Origin of the sequence: Halosimplex carlsbadense 2-9-1, assembly GCF_000337455.1 — an archaeon.
Taxonomy (GTDB): domain Archaea; phylum Halobacteriota; class Halobacteria; order Halobacteriales; family Haloarculaceae; genus Halosimplex; species Halosimplex carlsbadense.
This window is the reverse complement of the sequence record NZ_AOIU01000028.1, coordinates 146,117-165,863: the sequence shown is the minus strand read 5'-3', so window position 1 is coordinate 165,863 and position 19,747 is coordinate 146,117. Positions and strand designations below refer to the sequence as shown.

At 68.0% G+C, this 19,747-nt stretch carries 21 protein-coding genes and 1 tRNA gene; 7 read left to right on the top strand and 15 right to left on the bottom strand.

Annotation, left to right across the window (positions count from 1 at the left end):
* The first annotated feature begins 1 nt into the window (after window position 1).
* Window positions 2-1,825, top strand: a complete 1,824-nt coding sequence (locus C475_RS11880) for an FAD-binding protein (RefSeq protein WP_006884081.1) — start codon at window positions 2-4, stop codon at window positions 1,823-1,825.
* 90 nt (window positions 1,826-1,915) lie between these two features.
* Here the strand turns inward: C475_RS11880 and C475_RS11875 are convergent, their stop codons facing one another.
* Window positions 1,916-2,614 carry a hypothetical protein gene (locus tag C475_RS11875; protein WP_152436400.1) on the bottom strand — a complete coding sequence of 233 codons (699 nt, stop codon included), beginning with the start codon at window positions 2,612-2,614 and terminating at the stop codon, window positions 1,916-1,918.
* 203 nt (window positions 2,615-2,817) lie between these two features.
* On the opposite strand from C475_RS11875, the gene C475_RS11870 reads away from it, so the two are divergent.
* Both C475_RS11870 and C475_RS11865 read left to right on the top strand, forming a co-directional pair.
* Window positions 2,818-3,936 carry a Gfo/Idh/MocA family protein gene (locus C475_RS11870; RefSeq protein WP_006884079.1) on the top strand — a complete coding sequence of 373 codons (1,119 nt, stop codon included), beginning with the start codon at window positions 2,818-2,820 and terminating at the stop codon, window positions 3,934-3,936.
* Window positions 3,937-4,083: 147 nt separating this feature from the next.
* Window positions 4,084-4,788, top strand: coding sequence for an alpha/beta hydrolase (locus C475_RS11865; protein ID WP_006884078.1), 705 nt, complete (start codon window positions 4,084-4,086; stop codon window positions 4,786-4,788).
* Between the two features lie 36 nt (window positions 4,789-4,824).
* On the opposite strand, the gene C475_RS11860 is transcribed toward C475_RS11865, so the two are convergent.
* The 5 genes from C475_RS11860 to C475_RS11845 form a co-directional block, all read right to left on the bottom strand.
* The gene (locus C475_RS11860; protein WP_006884077.1) at window positions 4,825-5,379 is read right to left on the bottom strand and encodes a DUF420 domain-containing protein; all 555 of its coding nucleotides are present in this window, start codon (window positions 5,377-5,379) and stop codon (window positions 4,825-4,827) included.
* Window positions 5,380-5,477: 98 nt separating this feature from the next.
* Complete coding sequence (gene gdhB, locus C475_RS11855; protein ID WP_049930506.1) at window positions 5,478-6,776, bottom strand: glutamate dehydrogenase GdhB; 1,299 nt, start codon at window positions 6,774-6,776, stop codon at window positions 5,478-5,480.
* A 12-nt stretch (window positions 6,777-6,788) separates the two neighbouring features.
* Window positions 6,789-6,941 (bottom strand): rubrerythrin-like domain-containing protein, encoded by a 153-nt coding sequence (locus C475_RS23140; protein ID WP_006884075.1) that lies wholly within the window; start codon window positions 6,939-6,941, stop codon window positions 6,789-6,791.
* 141 nt (window positions 6,942-7,082) lie between these two features.
* On the bottom strand, window positions 7,083-9,353 hold the full coding sequence (locus C475_RS11850) for a CDC48 family AAA ATPase (protein WP_006884074.1): 2,271 nt from the start codon (window positions 9,351-9,353) through the stop codon (window positions 7,083-7,085).
* A complete protein-coding gene (locus tag C475_RS11845; protein WP_006884073.1) occupies window positions 9,350-9,580 on the bottom strand; it encodes a DUF7127 family protein in 231 nt (76 codons plus the stop codon). Before C475_RS11845 ends, C475_RS11850 begins: the two co-directional genes overlap by 4 nt.
* 173 nt (window positions 9,581-9,753) lie before the next feature.
* Here C475_RS11845 and C475_RS11840 point away from each other — a divergent pair, with 173 nt between their 5' ends.
* Complete coding sequence (locus C475_RS11840; protein WP_006884072.1) at window positions 9,754-10,539, top strand: alpha/beta fold hydrolase; 786 nt, start codon at window positions 9,754-9,756, stop codon at window positions 10,537-10,539.
* 78 nt (window positions 10,540-10,617) lie between these two features.
* A complete protein-coding gene (locus C475_RS11835) occupies window positions 10,618-10,854 on the top strand; it encodes a DUF5822 domain-containing protein (protein WP_006884071.1) in 237 nt (78 codons plus the stop codon).
* 57 nt (window positions 10,855-10,911) lie between these two features.
* Here the strand turns inward: C475_RS11835 and C475_RS11830 are convergent, their stop codons facing one another.
* From C475_RS11830 to C475_RS11815, 4 genes are all read right to left on the bottom strand, one after another.
* Entirely contained in the window at window positions 10,912-11,439 is a 528-nt protein-coding gene (locus C475_RS11830) for an HAD family hydrolase (RefSeq protein WP_006884070.1), read from the bottom strand.
* A 76-nt stretch (window positions 11,440-11,515) separates the two neighbouring features.
* Complete coding sequence (locus C475_RS11825) at window positions 11,516-12,652, bottom strand: acyl-CoA dehydrogenase family protein (protein WP_006884069.1); 1,137 nt, start codon at window positions 12,650-12,652, stop codon at window positions 11,516-11,518.
* Window positions 12,653-12,694: 42 nt separating this feature from the next.
* Window positions 12,695-13,717: a hypothetical protein gene (locus tag C475_RS11820; protein WP_006884068.1), complete on the bottom strand. Its 1,023-nt coding sequence runs from the start codon at window positions 13,715-13,717 to the stop codon at window positions 12,695-12,697.
* Between the two features lie 95 nt (window positions 13,718-13,812).
* Window positions 13,813-14,310 carry a helix-turn-helix domain-containing protein gene (locus C475_RS11815; protein WP_006884067.1) on the bottom strand — a complete coding sequence of 166 codons (498 nt, stop codon included), beginning with the start codon at window positions 14,308-14,310 and terminating at the stop codon, window positions 13,813-13,815.
* Window positions 14,311-14,532: 222 nt separating this feature from the next.
* Here C475_RS11815 and C475_RS11810 point away from each other — a divergent pair.
* A tRNA-Leu gene (locus C475_RS11810) sits at window positions 14,533-14,617 on the top strand.
* Window positions 14,618-14,742: 125 nt separating this feature from the next.
* Here the strand turns inward: C475_RS11810 and C475_RS11805 are convergent.
* The 5 genes from C475_RS11805 to C475_RS11785 form a co-directional block, all read right to left on the bottom strand.
* On the bottom strand, window positions 14,743-16,008 hold the full coding sequence (locus C475_RS11805) for an MFS transporter (RefSeq protein ID WP_006884066.1): 1,266 nt from the start codon (window positions 16,006-16,008) through the stop codon (window positions 14,743-14,745).
* Between the two features lie 185 nt (window positions 16,009-16,193).
* Window positions 16,194-17,663, bottom strand: coding sequence for a DUF4397 domain-containing protein (locus tag C475_RS11800; RefSeq protein WP_006884065.1), 1,470 nt, complete (start codon window positions 17,661-17,663; stop codon window positions 16,194-16,196).
* Between the two features lie 142 nt (window positions 17,664-17,805).
* Window positions 17,806-18,108 (bottom strand): hypothetical protein, encoded by a 303-nt coding sequence (locus tag C475_RS11795; RefSeq protein ID WP_006884064.1) that lies wholly within the window; start codon window positions 18,106-18,108, stop codon window positions 17,806-17,808.
* Window positions 18,109-18,163: 55 nt separating this feature from the next.
* Window positions 18,164-18,439, bottom strand: coding sequence for an ArsR/SmtB family transcription factor (locus C475_RS11790; protein ID WP_006884063.1), 276 nt, complete (start codon window positions 18,437-18,439; stop codon window positions 18,164-18,166).
* Between the two features lie 79 nt (window positions 18,440-18,518).
* Window positions 18,519-19,106 (bottom strand): response regulator, encoded by a 588-nt coding sequence (locus C475_RS11785; RefSeq protein ID WP_006884062.1) that lies wholly within the window; start codon window positions 19,104-19,106, stop codon window positions 18,519-18,521.
* A gap of 428 nt (window positions 19,107-19,534) precedes the next feature.
* Here C475_RS11785 and C475_RS11780 point away from each other — a divergent pair, with 428 nt between their 5' ends.
* Window positions 19,535-19,726, top strand: coding sequence for a XapX domain-containing protein (locus tag C475_RS11780; RefSeq protein ID WP_006884061.1), 192 nt, complete (start codon window positions 19,535-19,537; stop codon window positions 19,724-19,726).
* Window positions 19,727-19,747 lie beyond the last annotated feature (21 nt).

The following is a 19,747-nucleotide window of genomic DNA, read 5'->3' as shown; positions in this document are numbered from 1 at the left end:
CATGCACGAACACGACGTACTCGTCGTCGGCGCGGGCGGCGCTGGCCTGCGCGCGGCGATCGCGGCACACGAAGCGGGAGCGGACGTGGCGATGGTCACGAAGCTCCACCCCGTCCGGAGCCACACCGGGGCGGCCGAGGGCGGCATCAACGCCGCGCTCCACCCCGAGGACTCCTGGGAGCTACACGCCTACGACACGATGAAGGGCTCGGACTACCTCGCGGACGCCCCCGCGGTCGAGACCTTCGCCCAGGACGCGCCGGACGAAGTCATCCAGCTCGAACACTGGGGGATGCCCTTCTCCCGCGAGGAGGACGGCACCGTCTCCCAGCGACCGTTCGGCGGCCTCAGCCACCCCCGCACGACGTACGCCGGCGCCGAGACCGGCCACCACCTGCTGCACACGATGTACGAGCAGGTCGTCAAACGGGGCATCACCGTCTACGAGGAACAGCAGGTCCTCGACCTGGCGGTGACCGACCACGACGACGTCGAGGACCGCGAGTGTCACGGCGTCGTCGCCTACGACATCGCCTCCGGCGAGATCCGAGGCTATCGCGCCAACAACGGCGTCATCCTCGCAACCGGCGGCCCCGGGCAGGTCTTCGACCACACGACCAACGCGGTCGCCAACACCGGCGACGGCTACGCGATGGCCTACCGCGCCGGCGTCCCGCTGGAGGACATGGAGTTCGTCCAGTTCCACCCCACGACGCTCCCCTCCACGGGTGTCCTCATCTCCGAGGGCGTCCGCGGCGAGGGCGGCATCCTCTACAACGACAACGAGGAGCGCCTGATGTTCGAGTACGGCTACGCGAACAACGACGGCGAACTCGCCTCCCGCGACGTGGTCTCCCGGGCCGAGCTCACGGAGGTCAACGAGGGTCGCGGTATCGAGGACGAGTACGTCCACCTCGACATGCGCCACCTCGGCGAGGAGCGCATCCTCGACCGCCTCGAGAACATCCTCCACCTCGCGGAGGACTTCGAGGGCGTCGACGGCCTCGACGAGCCGATGCCGGTCAAGCCCGGCCAGCACTACCAGATGGGCGGCGTCGAGTGCGACGAGAACGGCCACACCTGTATCGACGGCCTCTACGCGGCCGGCGAGACGGCGTGTGTCTCTCTGCACGGCGGTAACCGCCTCGGCGGCAACGCGCTCCCCGAACTGCTCGTGTTCGGGGCCCGAGCCGGCACGCACGCCGCCGGCGGCGACATGAAGGAGGCGGAGATCCAGACCGGACCGAGCGCCGAGAGCGAAGCCGGCGAGATTCCCGAGGGCGTCGACGTCGGCGCCGTCGACGCGGGCGACCGGAGCGTCGCCGCCGACGGTGCGGCCGTCGACGCGGCGACCGTCGTCGACGCCGAGGTCCAGCGACAGGAGGAGCGCGTCGAGCAACTCCTCGAAGACGACGGCGTCAACCACGCGCAGGTCCGCGACGACATCCAGCAGACGATGACGGCCAACGTCAACGTCTTCCGCCGCGAGGACAACCTCATGGAGGCGCTCGACGACATCCGCGAGGCTCGCGAGCGCTACAAGCACGTCGCCGCCTCGGACCCCTCGCGCACCTACAACACCGACCTGATGCACACGATGGAAACCCGCAACATCATCGACATCGCCGAAGCCATCACGGTCGGCGCGCTCGCCCGCGAGGAGTTCCGCGGCGCCCACTGGCGCGAGCAGTACCAGGAGCGCCGGGACGACGAGTGGCTCAAACACACCATGCTCGCCTGGAACGAGGGCAACCCCGAGCTGTACTACAAGCCCGTCCTTCTCGAAGGCGAAAAGGAGTACGAGCCAAAGGAACGCAGCTACTAGAAGCCAATTTTTCGCGAGCGAAGTCCCGCTCTCGCTCGTGCGGACAGCACAGGAGAACCGTTGAGAACCGGAGCCGCGACCACCTGCCGTTCAGGAGTCGTCGCTCTCGGCGTCCTCGTCGGCCGCGTCGGCTTCATCTTCCGCATCGTCTGATTCGCCGTCTGCATCGCCGGCTTCGTCGGTGGGCTCGGTCTCGTTCGCTTCGTCGTCGCTCTCGTCGACGACCCAGTCCTCGCGGACGCGCTTGGTGCCGGAGTCCGTCTCGATGATGAGAACGTTGTAGTCCTCGGTCCCGGTCTTGACGCCGGTGACGGTCCCACTGGAGGTGCCGTAGACGGAGGACTCGGGGCCGGCCACGTGGAAGGTGACCTCCTCGCCGCGCTCGACGGGCACGTCGCCGAACCCGACGGGCGAGCGCGGGACCGACTGCGCGCCGCCGCGATACAGCGGCTGTGTTCGCCCGGAGTCGTCGCCCGCGGCCGTCGCTTCGGCGGCGCCCTCCGCGTCGGCCTCGCCGACGCGGCGACCGAACCCGCAACGCTTCGTCTCCTCGACGACCACCTGGTCGACCGTCAGGGTGGGGTGGGACTCCTTCCACTCGGCGAGCGCGGTCTCCATCCGCTCGGCCGTCAGGTCGTCGCGCGCGGACACGTCGATCTCGAACGACCGCACCGACCGCTCGCCGGTCCGCGACTCGACGATCAACTGCGCTTCGAAGACGCTCTCCGATCTGTTCTTCGCCTGTCGCTCGTACTCAAACTCTGATCCGTCGACAGTTATCATTGGCATGTCGGTAGCTCGACTGTTCGTATATTGGTGAGAAGTAAGTGATATATCTTTTCCAAGCTGTTTGGTAGAATCGAACGGTCGATGGTAGCGAATGCCGGGTCGGTCGCCGTGTTCCGCGGATCGATCGCTACCGGGCTACACGTCGATCTACGGGAAGGAGGGCGACCGAAAGCGGTTTTAGCCCGTTCTCGCTGTGTGATCGCATGACGTACACCGTCGCCGTCGTCGGCGCGGGGCCCGACCCGGAGAACCCGACCGTCGAGGGGTTCGCGATGGGGTATCGCCACGCCGAGTCGTTCGAGAACGACGACCGCTGTGAGGTCGTCGCCTGCGCCGACATCGTCCCCGAGAACGCCCAGGCGTTCGGCCGGACGTTCGATCTGCCCGAAGAGAACCTCTTCGAGGACTACGAGGCCATGCTCGACGCCGTCGAACCGGACATCGTGACGGTCGCCGTCCCGCCGGCGATCCACGAGGACGTGGTCGTCGACTGCGCTCGCAGCGGCGTCGTCTCGGCGATCCACGCGGAGAAACCGATGGCACACACCTGGGGCTCCGCACAGCGGATGGCCCAGGCCTGCTGGCGTCGCGACGTGCAGCTGACGTTCAACCGACAGCGACGCTTCGGGAAGCCGTTCAGAGAGGCGAAACGACTGATCGACGACGGGGAGATCGGCGACCTCCAGCGGATCGAGACCACGTGGAGCGACCTCTACGACACCGGCGCTCACACCATCGACCTGACCGGGATGTTCGCCGGCGAGGCCGAACCGGAGTGGGTCATCGCACAGATCGACTACCGCGAGGAGGACGTGCGCTTCGGCATGCACCAGGAGAACCAGGCGTGGGCGCTCTGGGAGTACGAGACGGGCGTCCAGGGCGTCATCTCCGGCGGCGAGGGCGGCGACTTCGCCGACGCCGCCCACGTCATCCGCGGCACGGAGGGCGAGATTCGCATCGACAGCGAGACGGGCAACATGCTGGAGATCCGCCGCGCCGGCGACGGAGCCTGGGAGACCATCGACGTGGACGGAGAGGACTTGCACGGTGCCAACGCCGAGGGCCGACAGTACGGCAGCGAGTACATCGACCGCGCGGCCAGCGAGGTGGTCGACGCGCTGGAAGCGGGCCGCGACTCCGAACTCGGCGCGAAGAACGGCCTGAAGACCGCCGAGATCATCTTCGGCGCCTACGAGTCCGCGCGCAAGCGCGGCCGCGTCGACTTCCCGCTCGACGCCGAGGACAACGCCTTCGAGGCGCTCGTCGAGGCCGGAGAACTCGAATACGTGCCCGAGAGCGCCGCGAGCGAAACCGACGACTGATACGGATCGCTCTAAGCCATTCTCGCATCGACCGCCCGTATGTGGGCGGTCGCCGTGACAAACAGTTAGAGCAATCCGTATGAGTCGGACGAGGCCACGGTCCCGACCGCCGCGCCTTTTTGTGGCACCGGCGCCCAGTCCCCGGTCATGCAGTTCACGGCGTTTGGCGACGGCGACGAGCGCGTCCTGTTCGTCCTGGGCTGGGGAAACCGGACTCACCACGAGAACGTGCGCTGGCTGGTCGACGAGCTGGTCGCGGCGGGCTACACCGTCGACGTGGGGCAGATCCCCGACCACGGGAGCGACTTCGACGCCCAGTACGTCGGGCCGACCCAGCGACACCTCGACGCCACCGACCCCGACCGGATCCTCTCGCACAGCACCGGCGGGCTGGTCGCGGCGCATCTCGATTCGGCCGCCCCGCGGGTCTATCTGAGCCCCTGGTGGGGGATGGCCAGTGAGGGACTTCTCGAACGTCTCGCCGCCGCGCTTCCCACCGACCGGCCGGTCGTCCCGGTGCCCTTCGAGGAGAGCGCGCTCGGCGATCTGGCGACCGAGCGCCAGCGCGCCGAGGGTCCCGACCGGATCGCGCCGGCGTTCCTGCGGACGGTCGCCGACGCGCAGTCGCGACTGCCCGACTTCCGCGCGGACAGCGTCGTCTTCTGCTCGCTCCGGGACCGCGTCGTCGGCGTCGACGCCATCGGCGAGCGCGCCCCCGCCGAGCGGACGGTCCTCTACGACGGCGGCCACGAGTCGTTCTCCTCGTCGTCGCGCGACCGGACCGTCGAGTGGCTGCTGGCGGTCCTCGACGAGGGTCCCGAGGCGCTTTCGGGACCGATCCGGACCGCGTGAGCGCCCGTCGTCACGAACGTCGATCCGGCGGGCGGCTCAGAACAGGACGTAGAGCATGAGGTAGACGACGACGCCCAGCGTGAAGGAGATCAGCCACAGCGCGGCGGCGACGCGCCCGACGGTCGGGTGGCGCGTCTCGCGCAGTTCCGGGACCGAGTGGGTCAGCGCCAGCAGCAGGACGTAGATCACCAGCGGGACGCAGACGATGGCGAGGAGGATGTGGACGGCGAGGATGCCGGGGTAGATCACGCCCTCGACCAGCGGCGGCCCGGAGAAGTCGCTCGGTCCCAGCAGGGCCACGCGGTAGAGGTAGGCGACGAGGAAGAGGGCGAACAGACCGGTCGTCGTCAGCATCGCCGCGCGGTGGCGGGCCACGTCACCGCGGCGGATCGCCCGCATTCCGACGACGATGGTCCCGACCGCCGTCGCGCTCAGAACGGCGTTGACGTGGGGGATCGCTTCGAGCACCAGCTCGGGCGCCCGCGGCAGCAGACTCTGGGGGATCGCCTGCAGCGCCGCCGCGAACACCAGCGCCAGCGCGACGACCGAGAGGATACCGGAGACCGCGGGGACGTGCTCTCTGACGTTCATCGGCCGGAACTGAGGACTCGACCGTCAATGCAGTTGCGCTTCCGGGCGGCGGCCGTCGGTCGCGAGCGACCTCGCGGGTCGCGAACGCCGGCCGCCCGTCAGGGCCAGAGCCCGCGCGCTTCGTGGGCCTCCGCGATCCGGGAGAGCGCGACCGCGTACGCGGCGTCACGCCAGGTGCCGTCGCTCGACTCGAACTCGTCAGCGACCGCCTCGAACGCGGCGAGCATCTCGGTCTCCAGTTCCTCGTTGACGCGCTCGGCGGACCACGAGCGGCGGTTGATGTCCTGGAGCCACTCGAAGTAGCTGACCGTGACGCCGCCGGCGTTCGCGAGGATGTCGGGGACGACCGGGACGCCCCGCTCGGCGAGGATCTCGTCGGCCGCGAACGACAGCGGCCCGTTCGCGCCCTCGACGACGATATCGGCACGGACCTCGGAGACGTTCGCCTCGGTGACGGCGTTGCCGACCGCCGCGGGGACGAGCACGTCCACGTCGAGTTCCAGCAGTTCGTCGTTCGGGATCGTGCGGTCGGCGTGGGCCGCGACCGCCTCCGGTTGTTCCTCGTGAGCGGGGATCGAGCGCGTGTCGAGTCCGCTGGGGTCGTAGGCGGCGCCCGTCACGTCGCTGACGGCGACGACGGTCGCCCCCCAGTCGTCGAGCAGTCGGGCGGCGTTCGCGCCGACGCTCCCGAACCCCTGCACCGCGACGGTCGCTTCCGAGAGCGGCGTGTCGTAGTACTCGGCGACCTCGCGGGTCACGATGGCGACGCTCCGCCCGGGCGCTTCGGCGCGGCCCTCGCTCCCGCCGATGACGGGCGGCTTTCCGGTGACGACGCCCGGGATGGTCTCGGCCTCCTGCATGCTGTAGGCGTCCATCATCCACGACATCGTCTCGGCGTCGGTGCCCATGTCCGGCGCGGGGATGTCCGTCGTCGGTCCGATGACGTTGCGGATCTCGTCGGTGAATCGCCGAGTGAGCCGCTCGCGCTCGTCGTCGCTCAACTGCTTGGGGTCGACGACGACGCCGCCCTTCGCGCCGCCGAAGGGGATGTCCATCACCGCGCACTTCCAGGTCATCCACATGGCGAGGCCGATCGACTCCTCGCGGGAGACCTCCGGGTGGAACCGTATCCCGCCCTTGTACGGGCCGCGGACGCTGTCGTGCTGGGCGCGGAACCCGCGGAACACTTCGACGCTCCCGTCGTCGCGCTCGATGGGGACGGTCACCTCGTGGACGGCGTTCGGGTGGAGGAACCGCTCGATGACGTTCGGGTCGACGTCGACCAGCGAGGCCGCCCGTCGCAACTGACGGCGGGCCGTCGACAGCGCAGACTCCGACTCGTCGGTCACGGGTTCGGTACTATCGGCTGTCGACTGTGGTGGTGTTTCGGAGGACATGATAGAGACCGCTCACTCCAGCGACATCGCACGGTTCTGGAACTCGCCGTCGCACTCGGAGCAGCCACCCGGGTGCGACTCCGCTTTCACGATCGTCCCGCAGACGAGACACTCGTAGGTCGATTTCGAATCCGCGTCGTCGGCGATGTCCTGATGATGGGGCACACCGACAACGTCGGGCCGAGATTATATAGTATTAAGTATTTAGGGTATATTAACACATATTAATACGGCGATTCGCACTCCGCCGCGGCTCTCGTCGTGGCGGCACACCGAAAAAGCGCGAGTGCGGTCCCGGCGACCGCGCTACTGGAAGGTGCGGCCGAGTTCGTCGTTGCCGGTCTCGGCCTCGGCGGTGTCGAACCGGTCCTCGATCTCGTCGTACTGCTCGCGGGTCTCCTCGTCGACGCTGGGGCCGACCTCGTCGAGCGCGTGCTCGAAGTGGTCCATCGTGACCTTCACGTTGCCGACGGAGTCTCCGATGTCCTCGGGGTCGACGCTCGCGAGGAACTCGCGGGTCGCGGCCATCGACGCTTCACGAGTGACGGCCTCGATGTCGGCGCCGACGTAGCCATCCGTGCGAGCGGCCAGGTCGTCGAGGTCGACGCCCTCGGCGAGCGGCTTGTCCCGCGTGTGGACCTCGAAGATCTTCCTGCGGCCTTCCTCGTCCGGGACCGGGACGTGGACGTGCCTGTCGAGGCGACCGGGCCGCAGCAGTGCGGAGTCGATGAGGTCCGGACGGTTCGTCGTCGCGATGACGACCACGTCCTCCAGCTCTTCGAGCCCGTCTAGCTCGGTCAGCAGCTGGGAGACGACGCGTTCGCCGACGCCCGAGTCGGTGGTGTTGCCGCCGCGTTCGCCCGCGATGGAGTCGATCTCGTCGAAGAACACCACCGTCGGTGCGTTCGCGCGGGCCTTCTCGAAGACCTCGCGGACGCCCTTCTCCGATTCGCCCACGAACTTGTTCAGCAGTTCGGGACCCTTGATCGAGATGAAGTTCGACTGGGCCTCGTTGGCGATGGCCTTGGCGAGCAGGGTCTTCCCCGTGCCCGGCGGGCCGTACATCAGCACGCCCTTGGCGGCCTGCATGTCCATGGCCTCGAACACCTCGGGGTAGTCCAGCGGCCACTGGATCGTCTCACGCAGCCGTTCTTTGGTGTCTTCGAGCCCGCCGACCTGGTCCCAGGTCACGTCGGGCACCTCGACGAACACCTCGCGCAGGGCCGAGGGCTCGATGCCCTTCAGCGCCTGCTTGAGGTCGTTCTCCGAGACCTCCAGGTGCTCTAGTACCTCGGCGTCGATCTCGTCCGACTCGAGGTCGAGTTCGGGGCGGATGCGCCGGAGCGCGTTCATCGCCGACTCCTTGGTCAGCGATTCCAGGTCCGCGCCGACGAAGCCGTGGGTGTTCTCGGCGTACTGGTCGAGGTCGATGCCCTCGGCCAGGGGCATCCCGCGGGTGTGGACCTGCAGGATCTCCTTGCGCCCGTTCTTGTCGGGGACGCCGATCTCGATCTCGCGGTCGAAGCGACCGCCGCGGCGCAGCGCCGGGTCGACGGCGTCGACGCGGTTGGTGGCGCCGATGACGATGACCTGCCCGCGCGACTCCAGCCCGTCCATCAGGCTGAGTAGCTGTGCGACGACGCGCCGTTCCACGTCGCCCTGCGTCTCACCGCGTTTGGGCGCGATGGAGTCGATCTCGTCGATGAAGACGATGGCGGGGGAGTTCTCCTCGGCCTCGTCGAAGATCTCGCGGAGCTGTTCCTCGCTCTCCCCGTAGTACTTCGACATGATCTCCGGCCCGGAGATGTCGGTGAAGTACGCGTCGATCTCGTTGGCGACGGCCTTCGCCATCAGCGTCTTGCCGGTGCCGGGCGGGCCGTGCAGGAGCACGCCCTTCGGCGGTTCGATGCCGAGCGTCTCGAACAGCTCGGGGTGGCGCATCGGCAACTCGATCATCTCGCGGACCTGTTCGAGCTCGTCGTCCAGGCCGCCGATGTCCTCGTAGGTGATGTCGGGCGTGCCGCCCTCGGGGGAGCCGGGCGCGGCGCCGGTGATCTGCTCGGCGGGCTTCTCGGCCACGTCGACCTCCGTCGAGTCCGTCACGACGACGGTGCCCGACGGTTCGGTGCCGGCGATCTTCAGCGGGATCTTCTGGCCGCTCATCGACGAGAGCGGGCCGAGCCCGAAGCTGACGGGGACGGTCTGGCCCTCGGTGACGGCCTGGCCGCTGAGGTTGTTGCGGATCATCGGGCCGACGTTGCCGCGAACCCGGAGGTTCTGCGGGAGGGCGACGCTGACCCGGGAAGCCGGGTTCACGTCGGCCTTCTCGACGTCGACGTTGTCGTCGATACCGGCGTCGGCCTCCTGGCGGAGCCGGCCGTCGATTCGGATGACCCCGCGGCCCTCGTCCTCGGGGTAGCCGGGCCAGACGCGCGCGACCGCGCGGGAGCCGTCGCCGCCCTCGATGACGATGTAATCGCCGTTCTCCAGGTCGAGCTCGGCCATCGCCGCCCGGTCGATCGCGGCGAGTCCGCGCCCCGCGTCCTTCTGCTTGAGGGGCTTGACAGAGAGTCTCATTGGCTCACCTCGATAGTGAGAACGCCGTTGCGGATAAACGCTTGCGCGTCACCCGAAAGCTCCAGATCGTACTGCTCGCCGTCGACGACGACGATGACCGCGTCGTCGAGCACGTCGACCGACGCGTCCCGTCCGGGACCGATGTCCGCCGCCAGCACCGTCTCGTCGTCGCCGTACTCGTAGCGCCGCAGGCCGACGTCGTCGGCCAGCTGTTGGGTTCCGGTCATACTAACTCTTAGTTAGCGCGACAAGTATATAAAACTATCGCTAATATACCCCCATACGGGGGGTGTTTTCTCCGAATCGGTACAATTGCGGTTCACACTGACAGCGTCCTGGGAGGTCGTCGCCGGCGTCGAGACCCCCCGACAGCTTTGGACCGTCCAAGCGAAGGGTCGGTATGGAGAGCGTTCGCCACGACGGCCGGGAGACGGCGTATCGGCTCGCGGGGGTGGGTAGAGGGGCGAGCGACGCGACCGCGCTGTACGTCCACGGCAGCGGCGCGACCCACCGGCTGTGGGCCGCCCAGTACGGTCCCGACGGCCCTGCACAGCCTGCCGCCGCCCTCGATCTGAGCGGGCACGGCCAGTCCGACGACGTGGAGACCGACCCGGGGCCCGAAACCCTCGACGCGTACGCACGAGACGTGATCGCCGTCGCCGAGGAGACCGGCGCGAACGCGCTCGTCGGCAACTCCCTCGGTGGTGCCGTCGTCCTCCACGTCGCGCTCGACACGGCCTTCGCCCCCGACGCGCTCGTGCTGGCCGGGACCGGTGGGAAACTCACTGTCAACGAGAGCTTGCGCGAGTGGCTCGCCGACGACTTCGACCGCGCTGTCGACGTCCTCCACGGGCCGGACCGACTGTTCCACGACGCCGACGAGCGAGTCCTCGACCGGTCGAGATCCCAGATGCTGACCACGGGCCAGGCGGTTACCCACAGGGACTTCATGACCTGCCACGCCTTCGACGTTCGCGACCGTCTCGACGAGATCGACGCCCCCGCGCTGGCCGTCGTCGGCGAGCACGACTCGCTGACGCCGCCCTCGTACCACGAGTTCCTCGCCGACCGGCTGCCGGACTGCGAGTACGTCGAGATCCCCGACGCCGCACACCTCGCGATGGCCGAACGACCGGACGCGTTCGGCCGCGCAGTCGGTCGGTTCCTCGATTCGGTCGGCGACTGAGACGCCGGTGGGAACCACGGCGGAACGCACCGGGCGGAAAACGGGGGACTCAAGACGCCGTCGCCGAAACCCGCGAGTATGCCAGCGCGCGTCGAGCGGACCGACCCGGACGGCGTCGACTACGGGCGGGTCATGCAGCTCACCTTCGTCGCCACGATCGTCGCGGGAGCGCCGCTAGTGGCCATGCTCTCGCTCGCCGTCGAGCTGACGACGTGGACCGAGCGCGCGCTGTTCGCCGTCCGCGTCGGTGCAGTCGTCTGGATCGTCACCGCGCTCGCCATCTATGTCCGCGAGCGCCGGGCGAACGCCGAGTGACCGTCCGACCCCCTCGGCGGTCGACGCACGCCCGACGCACGCTCACTGCTCGACCCGTCAGACACGGTCTTCGACCCACTGGAAGTCGATGCCGGCGGCGTGGGCGGCCTCTCGGTCGGAGTCCGAATCGCCGACGAACAGCGCCGCGGACGGCTCGGCACCCAGTAGATCCACAGCGTGGAGCAGCGGCTCGGGGTCGGGCTTGACCGTCTCGTGGGAGTCGCGGCCGACAACCGCGCCGACGTGGCGGTCGATGCCGTGGAGTTCCAGCGCGATCCGACAGGCCGCCGCGCAGTTGAGCGAACAGACGCCCACCGGGACCGAGTGAGGCAGGTCGTCCGCGAGCGCGAGCCGCTGTGCGCTGCGGGCGCCGTCGCGTTCGAACTCCGCGATCGCGTCGTCGACGCGGTCGAGCAGCCCGTTCGCCGCCGCGAGTTCGCGCATTGCCCAGATGTCCGCGTTCGACACGTCGTGGCCCCGCGCCCGCAGGATCGCCGCACAGCGCTCGGCCACGTCTCCCCAGTCCACGTCGAGGCGGACGAGCGTCCCGTCGAGATCGTAGACGATGGCGTCGTACTCCGTCACGGGCGACGGTAGGGATCGAGCCAGCAAATGCGTGTCGACCGGGGACGGGTGTCGAGAGACCGTGTCGAGTCTCGGACTACTCACCAAGCAGGTCCCGCGCGACGATATTCTTCTGGATCTGGCTGGTCCCCTCGTAGATGGTCGTCACCTTCGCGTCGCGATAGAGCCGTTCGACCGGGAACTCGGACGTGTAGCCGTAGCCGCCGTGGATCTGGACGGCCTCGTTCGTCACGTCGACCGCCGCCTCGCTCGCGAAGTACTTCGCGACGCTGGCGGCGGTCCGGGCGGATTCGCCGCGGTCCTGGGCCGCCGCGGCTTCGTGAGTCAGCGCCCGTGCGGCCCGCACGTCGGTCTCCATGTCCGCCAGTTTGTGCCGGATCGACTGGGTGTCGGCGATCGGTCGGTCGAACTGCTCGCGCTCGCCGGCGTAGGCAACCGCCTCGTCGAGCGCCGACTGGGCGAGTCCGACCGACTGAGCGGCGATACCGATCCGACCGCCGGTCAGGATCGAAAAGGCCGCCGCCAGCCCGCGACCGGGCTCGGTCAGCCGGTACCGCGCCGGCACCTCGACGCCGTCGAACACCAGACTCGTCGTGTCGCTCGCTCGCAGGCCGAGCTTTTCCTCTTTCTTTCCGACTTCCAGCCCGTCGGCGTCCGTCGGGACGAGGAACTGCGTCACCGACTCGGGGTCGTCGGCGTCGGTCTTCGCGAAGACGACCGCCACGCCGGCGCGCTCGCCGTTGGTGATCCACTGTTTCTTGCCGTCGAGGACGTACGCCGCTCCACCGTCGACCGTGCGAGCGGTCGTCGACATCTCCGCGGGGTTCGAGCCGGCGTCGGGCTCCGAGAGCGCGAACGCGCCGACCGGCCGGCCGTCGACCATCTCCGGCAGCCACTCCTCGCGGACCGACTCGTCGCCGAACTCCGCGATACAGGAGGTGGCGAGGCAGTGAACCGACAGCGCCGTCGCGACCGCCAGCGACCCGTAGGCAACCTCCTCGTTGACGACGGCGTAGGTCAGTCGGTCGGCGTCGAACCCGCCGTAGGCCTCGGGGACGGTCAATCCCGTTAGGTCGAGGTCGGCCAGCCCGTCCCAGATATCTTCCGGGAAGACGCCCTCGCGGTCCGACTCGGCCGCGACCGGCCGGATCTCGGACTCGGCGAACTCCCGGACCGCCTCTCGGATCGCCGCCTGCGTGGCCGATAGCTCCATGACACGCTGTTGGGACAGCTGCGGCAAAAATTGCGCGGTGAGCTACGGATTGTTCGTCGGGCAGTTCACCCCGGGGGCGTTGAGCAGTTTCGGCGTCGGCTTCGTGCCCGAATCGTACGGCGCCGTATCGGGGATCGCGACCTGGTCGTTGATGTAGACCTTGTTGTGGTAGCCGGCGTCCACGTCGATGACCTTGAGCTTACTACCCGAACAGCCCGGCTTGAACACCATGTAGATGTCGTTGGTCGGTTCGCTGTCGTCGGGTTCGAGCTTCAGATCGTTTCCGCTCCCCGTGTCCTTGATCGAATAGGCGTCGCTCCCGTAGGCACGCGTCGGGTCGTCGGTCCAGTTCAGATCACCGCCAGCGTCATCGAGTTTCCAGTGAACGTTGTCGGTCATCACGATGACCCAGACCGGCGGCGAGAGGCCCTCGATCGGTTTGTCGTACCTGCGGATGTAGTGCCACTGGTTGGTGACGGGGATCGTGCCGATGTCCTGTTTGTGAACGTCGTTGCCGAGGGTATCGTCCGACCCCGTCCCGTCCGGGTCGATCTCGATGCCGAAGGTGAAATCGGGCTGGACGCGTACCTTGTCGAGAGTCGTCTGATTATCGATGTAGGCGTACTCGAACTTCTCCGGAAGCGCCCTGATACGCCCACAGGAGAGGGCCCGTTCCATGCGACGGTCCTGAACCGGGTAGGTCGTCTCGCCCTCCTTCGAGACGATCTCGATGTGGTCTCCGGGGTAGAGACACGTGAACTCCAGCGGCTCGTGGCCGTCCCATCGATAGACGGGGTAGTCGTTGACTTCGAGGATGTACGTCGAGTCCTTGTTACGGAGCGAGTCGGGCGAGATCCGCAGCGAGTCGTTCCCGGTCTCCTGAAACTGTACGTCGAAGGTCCCGACGCCGTGGACCTGCGCACTGTCCTGAGTCGACCGTGCCAGATCGGTCGTCGTCACGGTAACGAGCGTCGCCAGCACCACGACGATGACGACCATGAGCGTCACACCGACCGGTGTCGATACCCCGAGTACCCCGTTGTCGTCACCGGTCGTGTCGAACATACGAATCCCCCTGCTGGGAGGCCCAACACGAGTCAATTATTTATACTCTTCGAGGGACTTCTCGATCTGAAAACACCGGCGGGCGTCCGTCGCCGCTACTCCCCGTCGACGAGCCGAACGTCCAGTTCCGCTTCCAGGGCGCCGATGAGCGACCCACCGACGTTCGCCTGGGTCGCACGTCCCTGCTCGACGGCGAGCACGTCGGACTCCTCGGCGTCGACGGCCTCGGCGAGTTCGCCGGTCTGTAAACCGGCGTCCTGGCGAGCCGCGACGAGCACGTCGCCGTAGTCGCTGACGAGATACGGGAGCTGGTCGTCGTCGTAGTCCGCCCCGTCCTCCCAGTGGGAAGCGTCGGCCCGGGCGGCGTCCTGCATGCGTGCCGCGTTCTGTGCCGCCTGGCGCTTCCGGTCGCGCCCGTCGTCGCCGCCCTCGGATCCCCCGCCGGACGTCTCGTCGTGCTGGACGCACTCCGAGCAGACGCTGAGCGTCGCCCCAGCGACGCTCGCGGTCTGCAGATCCACGTTCTCCGCGCCGCAGAGTTCGCAACTGTCGCTGGCGCTGGAGCCGGCGCCACCGGTCGAGTACTTGGCCATGCTGGGGGGTAGTGGAGCCCCCCTATTTGAATGGCCCGTTTTCCCTCGTCGGGATGACCTGACAGTCCGCCGTAATCGCCGACCGGGAGCGGTCGCGGTCCCGGTGGGCCGTCGACGGGCGACGAGGGCGTGCGGTCGTCACCCATCGAGCGGCGAAACCGACAGTGATTTTAATGCCCCTCGGGAATAAACGAATGCGGAAAACCGCAAGAGCAGACGAGTGCGTGGGTAGCCAAGCCAGGCCAACGGCGCAGCGTTGAGGGCGCTGTCCCGTAGGGGTCCGCCGGTTCAAATCCGGTCCCACGCACTACCAGTCCGCCCACGGCGGACGACAGTGCAGGTGCATCCCTCAGGGACTGCACCCACGCAAACTTCCTACCGAAGCCGACCGGCGAGCGGCGGCGTTCGCGTTCGACCGTCGGACGGCCCCGTTCACCGGTCCCGGAGGACCAACGACACCGCGAGCCCCAGCGCCGCCGCCGCGAAGCCGGCGAGAGTCAGGAATAGCAGCGGCGGCGAGCCGTACGTGAGCACCCAGCCGGTGATAGAGGCGCCGAGCGCGCCGATACCGAAGATAGCGAGGTACGTGTAGCCGAACGAGAGTCCCCGGTGTTCGGGCGGCGAGTACTTGGCGATAGTCGCCTGAGTGAGCGGCTGCATCCCGAACAGGGTGAACCCGAGCGCGACGCTGACCGCGAGCAGCGCGGGCAGCGACCCGGACGCGGGGACGAACAGGACGGCGATAGCCGCCAGCGAACTCAGCGCGATCACGAGGCCCCGCTCAGGCTCGACGGCGTCGGTGAGCCGACCGCCGACGTACTGGCCCCCGATGCCGACGGCGAGGAGGCCGGCGTAGAGGTACCGCGAGCGGTCGAACTCCGCGGCGGCCGGCCCCTCTGAGAACGGGCCCACGGATCCGGCGGCCGAACCGACCAGCGGTTCGAGGAAGTCGCTCAGCAGGCCCGGGAGGAAGGTCAACATCCCGCGGTAGTAGAGGCCGTTGAACATCACGAGCGCGAAGACGGTGAGGAAACCGAGGGTGAACACCGCCCGCGAGGCCGAGACGAACTCCGAGAGCGACCCGATGTCGGTCTCGGGCGCGTCGCCACCGCCGTCGGCGGCCGCCTCCCCGCGACCGACCGCGGCAGTCTCGTCGAACTCAGCGCGGAGGCCGACCACGGTCGCGACGAGCGCGGGGACCGAAAGCGCCGCGACGGCGACCCGCCAGTCGACGACGACGAGCAAGAGCGCGGTGAGAAAGGGGCCGGCGACGATTCCGACGTTGCCGGCCATCCCGTGGTAGGCGAAGGCGACGCCCCGCTCCTCGACGCCCTTGCTGATGAGCGTCAGTCCGGCGGGGTGGTAGACGCTGGCGGCGACCCCCCACAGCGCGAGGGCGACGGCGATACCGACGACGCCCGGCAGGACGCTCAACAGCAGGAACGACAGCCCCATGCCGAGCGTGCAACCGACGACCAGGGCGCGCGAGCCGAAGCGGTCGACGAGCAGGCCGGCGGGGAGCGCACCGACGCCGAACAGTCCGTAGCCGACGGCGACGACGGTCCCCAGCGTCGCCGAGGTGACCGGGAACTCCACGATCCAGACGGTCAACAGGATCGGGACGGCCAGTTCGTAGGTGTGGACCAGCCCGTGGGCGGCCATCGCGAAGCCGGTGATGGCCCGGTCGTTGCGGTTCATCGCCTCGGCGACTCCCAGTCCGTTCGCGTCTCCATCTCACGTCAGACCGACGGGCGCCACTCTCAATGCGGTTTCCGTTCGAAAAGCGAGGTGTTCGGAACTCCGAACGTGGGGTCCCGAAGCGGGCGGGGCCGCGTCCGACCGTTTTGCTCCCCGGGAGCGGCTCGCGCGGGGTGGGCGACCGCTCAGTAGCTGGCGTCCTGGACGACGTTGAGATCGAAACTCTCGTCGACAGATTCGTCGTCGGGCGTCAGGTACCCCTGGGCGAAGGCGGTGTAGACGGTCCCGCCGTTCAGCGACACGTCGTAGTCGGCGACCACGTCGCCGTCGTTGGAATCGGTGTCGCCGCGGATCTGGACGGTGTAGTCGTTGGCCTCGACGGTGGTGTAGCCCGATTCGCCGAAGGGGACGCCGTCGAACAGGACCACGTCGCCCCCCGCGGCGGTCACGTCGACCGCGGGCGCGTCGGGCGACCCGTGGACGACGCGTAGCCGCGCCATGTTTCCGCCGGGGTCGCTGTTGTCGTCTTCGAGGACGAGCGGCTGGAACTCGGTGTCCTCGCTGGTCAGTTCACCGGCGGCGACGATGGTGTAGTCGCCGGTGCCGACCGTGACCGGCCCCTCGAAGGCGACGGTCTCGGCGTCGCCCGCGGCGGTGATCGTGACGGTCCGCTCGCCGGTGGGCACGGACATGTAGTCGCTGACGGCGCCGAAGGGCACGTCCGAGAGCGCCTCGCTGTCGTCGACGTACACGTCGACGTTCGGCGCGTCCGGGGACATGTGTGCGACGCGGACCGAGCCGGTCTCGACCAGGCCGCCGCCGCCCGCCCCCGAGTCGACGGCGAAGGTGAGGTCGAACGGCGCCTCGGCGTCCTCGTCGTCGGGCGAGAGGTAGCCGCCGGCGAAGCCGGTGTAGACGGTCCCGCCGGTGAGTTCGACGGTGAACTCGGCGACTACGTCGCCGTCGTTGGAACTCGTGTCGCCGCGGACCCCGAGCGTGTACGTCCCTGCGGGCACCTCGACGTAGCCGGACTCGCCGAACGGGACGCCGTCGAACAGGACGGTATCGCCGTCGGCGGCCGTCACGTCGACCGCCGGGGCGTCCGGCGACGCGTGGACGAGGCGGACCCGTGCCATGTCGTCGCCGACCTCGCTGTTGTCGTCTTCGAGGATCAGCGGGCGGAACTCCGAGTCCTCGCTGGACAGTTCGCCGATGGCGGCGACCGTGTAGTCGGTGTCGGCTTCGACGGTCACCTCCCCCTCGAAGGCGACCGTGTCGGCGTCGCCCGCGGCGGTGATCGTGACCACGTGCGTGCCCGCTGGCAGTTCCATGTAGTCGCTGATCGCGCGGAACGGCACGTCCGAGAGCACCTCGTCGTCGTTCACGTACACGTCGACGTTCGGCGCGTCCGGCGAGAAGTGTGCCACGCGCACGTTCGCGGTACCCCCCATCCCGGAGTCGGTGTCCGTCTCAGTGTCCATCCCGCCGTCCATGGCGTCGGTGTCGGTATCCATCCCGCCGTCCATGGCGTCGGTATCGTCGGCGTCGTCGGCTTCAGTGTCTGTGGTATCCCCGTCCGATCCACAGCCGGCGAGGCCGACCGCGGCCGATGCACCGAGCGCTGCGAGCAGGTCGCGACGTGTCTTGCGCGTCATGGTACAGTCCCAGGAAAACAGCGATGTGAAGCTTGTCCGACGTGACACCGTAGCCACGCCCGGGAGTCACCCAAATTCGTTCGAACTCCGTGTCGAATCGCGGGTTGGGGAGGCGACGACCGCGTTTCGCCGGGCCCGGCGCTCAGTCCCAGGTGACCCAGGCGAGAAAGAGGATGGCACCGAGTTCAAGGATCTGGACGAAGGTCATCGCGCGGCCGGCGACGGGGGCCGCGGAACGCAGCAGCGCCGCGACCTCCGGGTCGATGACGTAGTAGTAGACCGACAGGCAGTTTTCGGCCAGCAACAGGAGACCGAACACGAGCAGGCCCAGCGGATGCTTCGAACGGAACTCCAGATAGTTACGGGCCCAGATGCCGACGAGCGCGACGAGCAGGACGACGTTCAGGGTCGCGGCCGCGCTCGCGGCGTCCAGCCAGAGACTCATCCGTTCCTCCCTTGTTCTCGCCGCCGAATATACGTGTTCCTAATTTCGACCATACTCACTCGACCCGTTCGAAGATCTCCTCGACTGTTCCCCAGTTGGCTCGAACTCGGTCGGTCGGCAGGTAGACGGCCCCGTAGTCGTCGCCGCTCTTGTCGACGATGTCGTTGTCCAGCAACACGTCGAGGTGGTGCCTGACGGTCTTGTAGTCCAGATCGAGGTCGTCGGCCAGCTGGTGGGCGTTGCGGGGCCGCTCGTCGATCGCCTGGAGGATCCTGATCCGGTTTCGCCCCCCGCGCGTCCCGGTGAGCACGTACCACAGGGTCCCCTCCATTACCAGTCCGCTACGGAGCGGACGCCGTAAGCGTACCGGAGTCGACGGGGCCGAGCGACGCCGCTGCGACGGCCTCACGTCACTCGGTGATCGCGTCGGTATCGCTCGTGGTGACGATGTCCCGCGCCTCTCCCGAGACGATCCCCTCCAGGCGCTCCGTCTCGATTCCGAGCGACTCCCGCTTTTCGGCCAGGCGTTCCTCGACCCGCCGGTAGGGTTCGCTGTCGGCGCGTTCTGCCTCCCCGACGCGCGCTTCGAGCGTCGCCTTCTTCGACGCGAGCGCGAGAAATCCCCTGAGCGCGTCGTCGTAGGTGGCCCGTCGGCGCATCTCCTCGACCACGGCGACCAGTTCCGGCCGACCGACCGGCTTGACGACGTACTCGTCGAACGGGAGGTCGACGACGTCGACCGCCGGGTCGACCGCCGTCACCATCACGACTCGACAGTCCAGCGCCCGCTCGTCGATCCGCGCGAGTACCTCGTCGCCCGACAGCCCGGGCATCCGCCGGTCCAGCAGGACCACTTCGACCTCGGGGCCGAGCGCGTCCAGCGCCGCCTCGCCGCCGTAGACGGTCTCGACCGTGTACTCGTCGGCGAGGAACGCCGCGTACGTGTCCGCGATGACCCGGTTGTCGTCGACGACCAGTACCGACGCCTCCGCGGTCATCCCTGACGCCTCCCGCTCGACTCCGTTCGTCCGAAATCGTGCGGTCCCTCGGCCCTCATCGCCCGATCTTTCGCCAGACCGCGCAAATAGGTTGCCCCCTCGTTCACAGAATTGATATCTGGGTCTGGAGCCGAAGCGCCCGTCAGATCACTCCTATCTGGCCATTCTTGTATCTCTACCTGAAACGAATAATACTCAAAACTAACCAGAATCAATATCGATATTTTTCGCGCAAGATTTATTATACACCGGCCGTTACGAATAAGTGCGGCACCAGTTCGGTGCCAACCCACCCACCCACCCCCACACCCACCCACCTTTCTGCGGGAGTTACCTACCGAGCGACAGCGCTCGCGGCGTTCCGTACCGCGGAGACTGTCCGACGGCGTGTCGAAACCTCTGAATACCGAGTCACTGTACGGGGAGCCATGGTATCGGCCACCACCGCCGCTCTCGCCCTGCTGACCGGGTTTCTGACCGGCGCAGTCTTTCGATTTCTGAACGTCCCGATCCCCGCGCCACCGAACGCGGCCGGGGTCCTCGGCATCGTCGGGATCTACCTGGGGTACGTCGTCCTCGACCACTTCGACGCGGGGATCGATCTGCTCAGCTACTTCTGAGACGGCGAAAATGGAGTACCG

Excerpts from the sequence above, each read along its gene's own strand:
- C475_RS11880 (WP_006884081.1), top strand. The coding sequence starts at position 2 with ATGCACGAACACGACGTACTCGTCGTCGGCGCGGGCGGCGCTGGCCTG.
- C475_RS11875 (WP_152436400.1), bottom strand. The coding sequence starts at position 2,614 with ATGCCAATGATAACTGTCGACGGATCAGAGTTTGAGTACGAGCGACAG.
- C475_RS11870 (WP_006884079.1), top strand. The coding sequence starts at position 2,818 with ATGACGTACACCGTCGCCGTCGTCGGCGCGGGGCCCGACCCGGAGAAC.
- C475_RS11865 (WP_006884078.1), top strand. The coding sequence starts at position 4,084 with ATGCAGTTCACGGCGTTTGGCGACGGCGACGAGCGCGTCCTGTTCGTC.
- C475_RS11860 (WP_006884077.1), bottom strand. The coding sequence starts at position 5,379 with ATGAACGTCAGAGAGCACGTCCCCGCGGTCTCCGGTATCCTCTCGGTC.
- gdhB (WP_049930506.1), bottom strand. The coding sequence starts at position 6,776 with ATGTCCTCCGAAACACCACCACAGTCGACAGCCGATAGTACCGAACCC.
- C475_RS11850 (WP_006884074.1), bottom strand. The coding sequence starts at position 9,353 with ATGAGACTCTCTGTCAAGCCCCTCAAGCAGAAGGACGCGGGGCGCGGA.
- C475_RS11845 (WP_006884073.1), bottom strand. The coding sequence starts at position 9,580 with ATGACCGGAACCCAACAGCTGGCCGACGACGTCGGCCTGCGGCGCTAC.
- C475_RS11840 (WP_006884072.1), top strand. The coding sequence starts at position 9,754 with ATGGAGAGCGTTCGCCACGACGGCCGGGAGACGGCGTATCGGCTCGCG.
- C475_RS11835 (WP_006884071.1), top strand. The coding sequence starts at position 10,618 with ATGCCAGCGCGCGTCGAGCGGACCGACCCGGACGGCGTCGACTACGGG.
- C475_RS11825 (WP_006884069.1), bottom strand. The coding sequence starts at position 12,652 with ATGGAGCTATCGGCCACGCAGGCGGCGATCCGAGAGGCGGTCCGGGAG.
- C475_RS11820 (WP_006884068.1), bottom strand. The coding sequence starts at position 13,717 with ATGTTCGACACGACCGGTGACGACAACGGGGTACTCGGGGTATCGACA.
- C475_RS11815 (WP_006884067.1), bottom strand. The coding sequence starts at position 14,310 with ATGGCCAAGTACTCGACCGGTGGCGCCGGCTCCAGCGCCAGCGACAGT.
- C475_RS11805 (WP_006884066.1), bottom strand. The coding sequence starts at position 16,008 with ATGAACCGCAACGACCGGGCCATCACCGGCTTCGCGATGGCCGCCCAC.
- C475_RS11800 (WP_006884065.1), bottom strand. The coding sequence starts at position 17,663 with ATGACGCGCAAGACACGTCGCGACCTGCTCGCAGCGCTCGGTGCATCG.
- C475_RS11795 (WP_006884064.1), bottom strand. The coding sequence starts at position 18,108 with ATGAGTCTCTGGCTGGACGCCGCGAGCGCGGCCGCGACCCTGAACGTC.
- C475_RS11790 (WP_006884063.1), bottom strand. The coding sequence starts at position 18,439 with ATGGAGGGGACCCTGTGGTACGTGCTCACCGGGACGCGCGGGGGGCGA.
- C475_RS11785 (WP_006884062.1), bottom strand. The coding sequence starts at position 19,106 with ATGACCGCGGAGGCGTCGGTACTGGTCGTCGACGACAACCGGGTCATC.
- C475_RS11780 (WP_006884061.1), top strand. The coding sequence starts at position 19,535 with ATGGTATCGGCCACCACCGCCGCTCTCGCCCTGCTGACCGGGTTTCTG.